The following is a 5,761-nucleotide window of genomic DNA, read 5'->3' as shown; positions in this document are numbered from 1 at the left end:
ACAAAAAAGGCTCCATAACTGTTAGATTTCTTGTCTAACAATTATGAAGCACTTTATTTTATGGCCTTATTAAGATAAAACTATATTAACTATTTAGTAACGATCTTAGAAAGATCTCCAAGCTTTTCGATCAAGTGGTTAGCAACAACCAATTGAGTCAAACGGTTATTCTTAACTGCTTCATCTTTAGCCATGATCATATTTTCATCGAAATATGCATCGATTGTTGGACGTAAGGCAGCCAGTTGCTTGAACAAGTCTTCAGCACTATCGTCAGTAACTTCACTGACAGCAGCCTTTAGAGCCTTTTCAGAAGGATTTTCGAACAATGAATCGTCGATTGACAAGTCATCACTGTAACCAAACTTAGCTTTCTTCGACAAGTTCACGATACGACCAAGGGCTTCCATAACAACCTTGAAATCATCATCATTAGCGTGGTTTTGTAGAACTTGAGCAATATCGATCATTGCAATTGGGTCAACATTTGAACCAGAAGCAACCGCATCGATGATATCGTTTCTGATATCTTTCTTGTTCAACAATTGACGAACACGGTCAATCATGAAGTCATCAACTTCTTTTTCGTGTTTAGCCAAGTCGAGTTTAGCAGGAACTGTCAAATTAGCCTTCAAGTAGTCTTGCAAATCATTCAAGTTCAGTGACCATTGATATTGATCAAGAATTCTTACGATACCATAAGCTTGACGACGCAAAGCGTATGGATCATTGGAACCACTAGGAATCAAATCGACTGCATAGAAAGTAACTAATGAATCGATCTTGTCAGCAATAGCTAAAGTAGCACCGACTTTACTTGCTGGAAGTGCACCCTCAGCTGAAATTGGCATGTAGTGTTCGCGAACGGCATGAGCAACATCTTCTGTTTCGCCCATGATCTCAGCATATTTCTCACCCATGACACCTTGTAGTTCAGGGAATTCGTCAACCATATTTGTAACAAGGTCGAACTTGTAAATATCGCTGGCACGAAGTAAGTCTTTAGTTTCTGTATCAGTCAAATTGAATACTTTGGCCAAATGTTCTGCAATTTGGTGAACACGGACCATTTTTTCGTACATTGTACCGATCTTAACGTGGAAGTTAACTGATTTGAGTTTTTCAACGTAATCAGCAATCGTCTTCTTTTGATCTTCTTTGAAGAAGAAGTCAGCATCTTCTAGACGAGCAACAAGAACTTTTTCGTTACCACGGATAACATTTTCGATATGTTCAGTATTACCATTTCTGACACCGATAAAGTAAGGTGCTAATTTGCCAGCTTGGTCACGAACATAGAAATATCTTTGGTTATCTTTCATAGAAGTGATCAATACTTCTTCAGGAATTTCCAAGTATTTCTTGTCGAATGAACCGTAGAAAGTAGTTGGGAATTCAACTAAGTTATTAACTTCTTCTAACAAGTCAGGGTCAACATCGATATTCCAGTCGTTGTCCTTAGCAATCTTGTCGATTTGGTCAGAAATAATTTGTTTTCTTTCCTTGGCGTCAACGATAACGAATTGTGAACGAAGTTTTTCAACATAATTCGAAGCATCGTCGATTTCAATATCTTCACCTAAGAATCTGTGTCCACGTGTCATTCGACCTGATGTGATATCAAGGATCTTAACTGGAACTTCTTCATTGTCCAAAAGTGAAACCAACCAGTGAATTGGACGGATATATTCGAAATCATATGAACCCCAACGCATTCTTGTAGGGAAAGTAATTGATTTGATAACCTCATCCATGTGACTCAAGACGTCTTCAACTTTTTGACCGTCTTCGTGTTTTTGAATATAAGCGTATTCAACGCCCTTTAATTCTTCAAAAAAGATATCGTCGGGAGACATTTTTTGACCACGGGCAAAACCTTGAGCAGCTTTAGTCCAGTTGCCGTCAGCGTCTTGTGCAATTTTCTTTGAAGGACCTTTAGCTTTGACGTCGATGTCAGTTTGTTTTTCAGCGATACCTTTAACTAAGATCGTCAAACGTCTAGGAGTTGAAAATTTTTCGATTGAATCAAAAGAAATACGGTTTTCTTTGAGGAATTTTTCCGTTCTTTGAGCAAATTGATCCACACTCTTTGTGACAACATGAGCAGGCATTTCTTCCAAACCGATTTCTAGTAAGTAATTTTTAGTCATTTTCGTTCTCCTTTGCTTGGCTATTAGCTAATAGTGGGAAGCCACGTTTCTTTCTTTCTTCAACGAAGGCTTTGGCAACCTTGTGAGCCATCTTTCTAATACGTGACAAGAAAGCAGCACGTTCTGTAACAGAAACGGCACCACGGGCATCTAACAAGTTAAATGTGTGTGAACATTTCAAAATATAATCATAGGCTGGGTGGACTAAACCTAAATCCATCAAGCGATTTGCTTCTTTTTCATATTCATCGAAGAAATTGAAAAGCATATCTTGGTTACTTTCTTCAAATGAGTACTTTGAGTGTTCGTATTCGGGTTCTTTGAAAATATCGCCGTACAACACGCCATCGCCCCATTCAAGATCATAAACGGAATTGACATCTTGAATATATGATGCTAAACGTTCAACACCATAAGTGATCTCTGAAGTAGTTGGGTGACATTGCAAACCACCAACTTGTTGGAAGTATGTGAATTGAGAAACTTCCATTCCGTCTAACCAAACTTCCCAACCAACACCGGCACAACCCATTGAGGGGTTCTCCCAGTTATCTTCAACGAAACGAATATCATGTTCTAGTGGTTCGATGCCTAAAGCACGAAGGGAATCTAGATAATATTCTTGGATGTTTTCTGGAGCTGGTTTCATAACTACTTGGAATTGGTGGTGTTGATACAAACGGTTAGGATTTTCACCGTAACGACCATCGGCTGGACGTCTTGATGGTTCAACGTATGCGGCATTCCATGGTTCTGGTCCAATAGCACGTAGGAATGTGTATGGACTCATGGTTCCGGCACCTTTTTCTGTATCGTAAGCTTGCATCAACATGCAGCCTTTATCACCCCAAAATTTTTGAAGTGTGAGAATCATATTTTGTATATTTAACTTCTTAACCATTTTTTCTCCCTTCAGGCAAAACACAAAAAAATCCCTTGCAGTGTACACTTAGGCACTTTCTGCAAGGGACGAGTATTCGCGGTTCCACCCTAATTCAGGACAAATGTCCTGCTCTTTTATATTCAAATGAATTGTACGCCATAAATATAATCGGAGCTTTCACCATTCTCCGTCGCTGTTTCAACTTAATCAATATAACCATTTTCAGACGAATTGTCAATTGACTAAAGATGCCAACGTTTCATCTTGTCGATAAAAATTTTACTTTTAGGATAATAACCAACTGTTCCTAAATAAATGGCATCGATGGCGTGTTGGATCAAATCTTTATTATTCTCTTTGATCTCGATCTTACCCACTTGGTCCAAATTTATCTTGCTGAAAAGCCGCAAAAAATAAACGATCCGTGGCGGAATATGCAAGCGATGAATGTCGCTGTCAAAGTGTTTAGAACACAACAAGCCACCCATTAAAACTGAAATGTCGAATTTCCCTTCAGTCTCGCCTCCAACAACGCAAGAATCCATATTGGGAGCCACACCGAATGCCTCTAAAAGTTTCATCTGCATAATATTGACGATAATTTGAGCATCGTACCCATTGTCAATATACAACAAGGCCTTGAACAACATCCGATACCACTTGTCTGGCACTGGATCATCGACGAAAGCCTCATGAACTAAGTCGAACAAAAAAGTCGCATAAGCATTCAATTCGATATCTTGTACGATCTGGTCAAATTGTTTGACGTTGCTAGCTGAATTTAAATACGATAAACCATCATTTTTGATGATACCTGAGTATTCGCCATAAGAAAAAGTGATCACCGAACCAGATATCTTCGACTTAGCAGTTTGAGTACTACGTACTAAAAAAGTTTTGAAACCATATTCCTTAGTCAAAATCGTTACCAAAGCATCTCGCTCTTTATAACGCTGACGCCTGACAACGATTCCAAAAAAGTTAGTCGGCGTTTGTGCCATTAATCTTTGAAGTCTTTCAATGAATAACCAGCGCTAGCTAAGAAGGCTTTGTCATCACGCCAATTCTTTTTGACCCGGACCCAAAGCTTCAAGTTGACCTTTTCACCCAAGAGATGTTCGATCTTGATACGTGAACCGATACCGATATTCTTCAACATTGAACCGCCACGACCAATAACGATTGGTTTTTGACTGTCACGTTCAACGTAAATATTAGCTTCGATCTGAAGTTTACCAGTCTCACTACGTTGGTTCATTGATTCAACTACCACAGCGATTGAGTGTGGGATTTCATCACGTGTATCTTCCAATATCTTTTCACGGATCAATTCACCGACAATAAAGTACTCTGGGTGATCAGTGATTTGGTCATCAGCATAGTATTGGGGACCAACTGGTAAATGTTTTGTCAAAGTATCGATCAAATCATCAATATTGTTACCATTTGTAGCTGAGATTGGAATGATCTCGGCAAAATCCATCAAATCTTTATATTCATCGATTTGGGGAGCCATTTCATCCGGGTTGATCAAATCGATCTTGTTAAGGACTAAGAAAACCGGTGCCTTAACTTTTTTCAATTCTTCAATGATGAATTTGTCACCAGGACCTGCTTGTTCACCAGCTTCAGTCATGAACAAAACGGCATCAACTTCTTTTAGAGCTGAAATAGCGGCCTTATCCATGTATTGATCCAAGTCGTTGTGAGGCTTGTGAATACCAGGTGTATCCAAGAAGATGATTTGACGTTCATTGTCAGTATAAATACCTTGAATCTTGTTACGTGTTGTTTGGGCTTTTGGTGATGTGATAGCAATTTGTTCTTTGATGATACGATTCATAAATGTTGATTTACCAACATTTGGTCGTCCAATAATTGCTACAAAGCCTGATTTATAATCTTTATTATCCATAATTAATCCATGTCCTTATCACTGAAAGCTAGTGGCAAAATCTCTTTAAAAGTGTATTCGTGATAATCGTTTTGATTATTAGCTAAATATACTAGATCATCTGGTCCCATAAATTCACTCATAACCTGTCGACAAGCACCACAAGGCTTTGATTTGATTTCGGTACCGTTAACGATCACAATCGCTAAAACGTGCTGTGCACCCTCAGAAATAGCTTTAAAGATAGCCGTTCGTTCCGCACAGTTCGTCAATCCAAATGAAGCATTCTCAACGTTGACCCCTGAATAGATCTGACCGTCATCACAGAGAATCGCTGCTCCGACCGTATAATGTGAATATGGAGCATAGGCATTTGCCATGGCTTTATTTGCGACTTCGAACAATTGCTTCTCATTGATTTCCACTAGCTTCAGTCTCCTTTTTTGTCTTGCATTTTAACCATTACTTATCATAACAAGAAAATTACCTTGGCTCAAAGTAAAACATCATTTATGTTCCAATAAATATTTAGTTATTTTCGTACATAGTTCTTTGTCTCTGGTGACATCGTACTGATATTTAGGATCGTCCCATCCCAAACATCTCCAATTTAAAAAAATCGTGATTATCCAAAAAGGATCACCACGATTTTTTAAATGAGTTACGCAACCCAACGTTCTGTGCATTGCTACGGCCTGAAAATCATCTGTCAAAACCCGACAGACAATTCCCAGTCCTAGGCAATTGCTCAGAATCTAACCGGTTTGCTCCACTCTTTATTCCTACGATTAGTCAAGTGGATATATAGAAAATGAGAGTATTCTAAACAGTACT

At 38.7% G+C, this 5,761-nt stretch carries 5 protein-coding genes; all 5 read right to left on the bottom strand.

Translation table 11 applies throughout. The annotated features are described in order from the left end of the window. Positions 1 to 89 precede the first annotated feature (89 nt). The 5 genes from glyS to FD29_RS09040 all read right to left on the bottom strand — a co-directional run bounded on the left by glyS (position 90) and on the right by FD29_RS09040 (position 5,352). Positions 90 to 2,150 (bottom strand): glycine--tRNA ligase subunit beta, encoded by a 2,061-nt coding sequence (gene glyS / locus FD29_RS09060; RefSeq protein ID WP_057888621.1) that lies wholly within the window; start codon positions 2,148 to 2,150, stop codon positions 90 to 92. Continuing rightward, on the bottom strand, positions 2,143 to 3,051 hold the full coding sequence (gene glyQ, locus FD29_RS09055; protein WP_057888620.1) for a glycine--tRNA ligase subunit alpha: 909 nt from the start codon (positions 3,049 to 3,051) through the stop codon (positions 2,143 to 2,145). Before glyQ ends, glyS begins: the two co-directional genes overlap by 8 nt. A 224-nt stretch (positions 3,052 to 3,275) precedes the next feature. After that, a complete protein-coding gene (gene recO / locus FD29_RS09050; protein ID WP_057888619.1) occupies positions 3,276 to 4,034 on the bottom strand; it encodes a DNA repair protein RecO in 759 nt (252 codons plus the stop codon). Then, on the bottom strand, positions 4,034 to 4,948 hold the full coding sequence (era, locus tag FD29_RS09045; protein WP_057888618.1) for a GTPase Era: 915 nt from the start codon (positions 4,946 to 4,948) through the stop codon (positions 4,034 to 4,036). Before era ends, recO begins: the two co-directional genes overlap by 1 nt. A gap of 2 nt (positions 4,949 to 4,950) precedes the next feature. After that, the gene (locus tag FD29_RS09040; RefSeq protein WP_201780224.1) at positions 4,951 to 5,352 is read right to left on the bottom strand and encodes a cytidine deaminase; all 402 of its coding nucleotides are present in this window, start codon (positions 5,350 to 5,352) and stop codon (positions 4,951 to 4,953) included. Positions 5,353 to 5,761 lie beyond the last annotated feature (409 nt).

Source organism: Companilactobacillus mindensis DSM 14500 (genome assembly GCF_001434275.1).
GTDB classification, from domain to species: domain Bacteria; phylum Bacillota; class Bacilli; order Lactobacillales; family Lactobacillaceae; genus Companilactobacillus; species Companilactobacillus mindensis.
The sequence above is the reverse complement of the archived record's forward strand: the minus strand, read 5'-3'. Positions and strand labels throughout refer to the sequence as shown.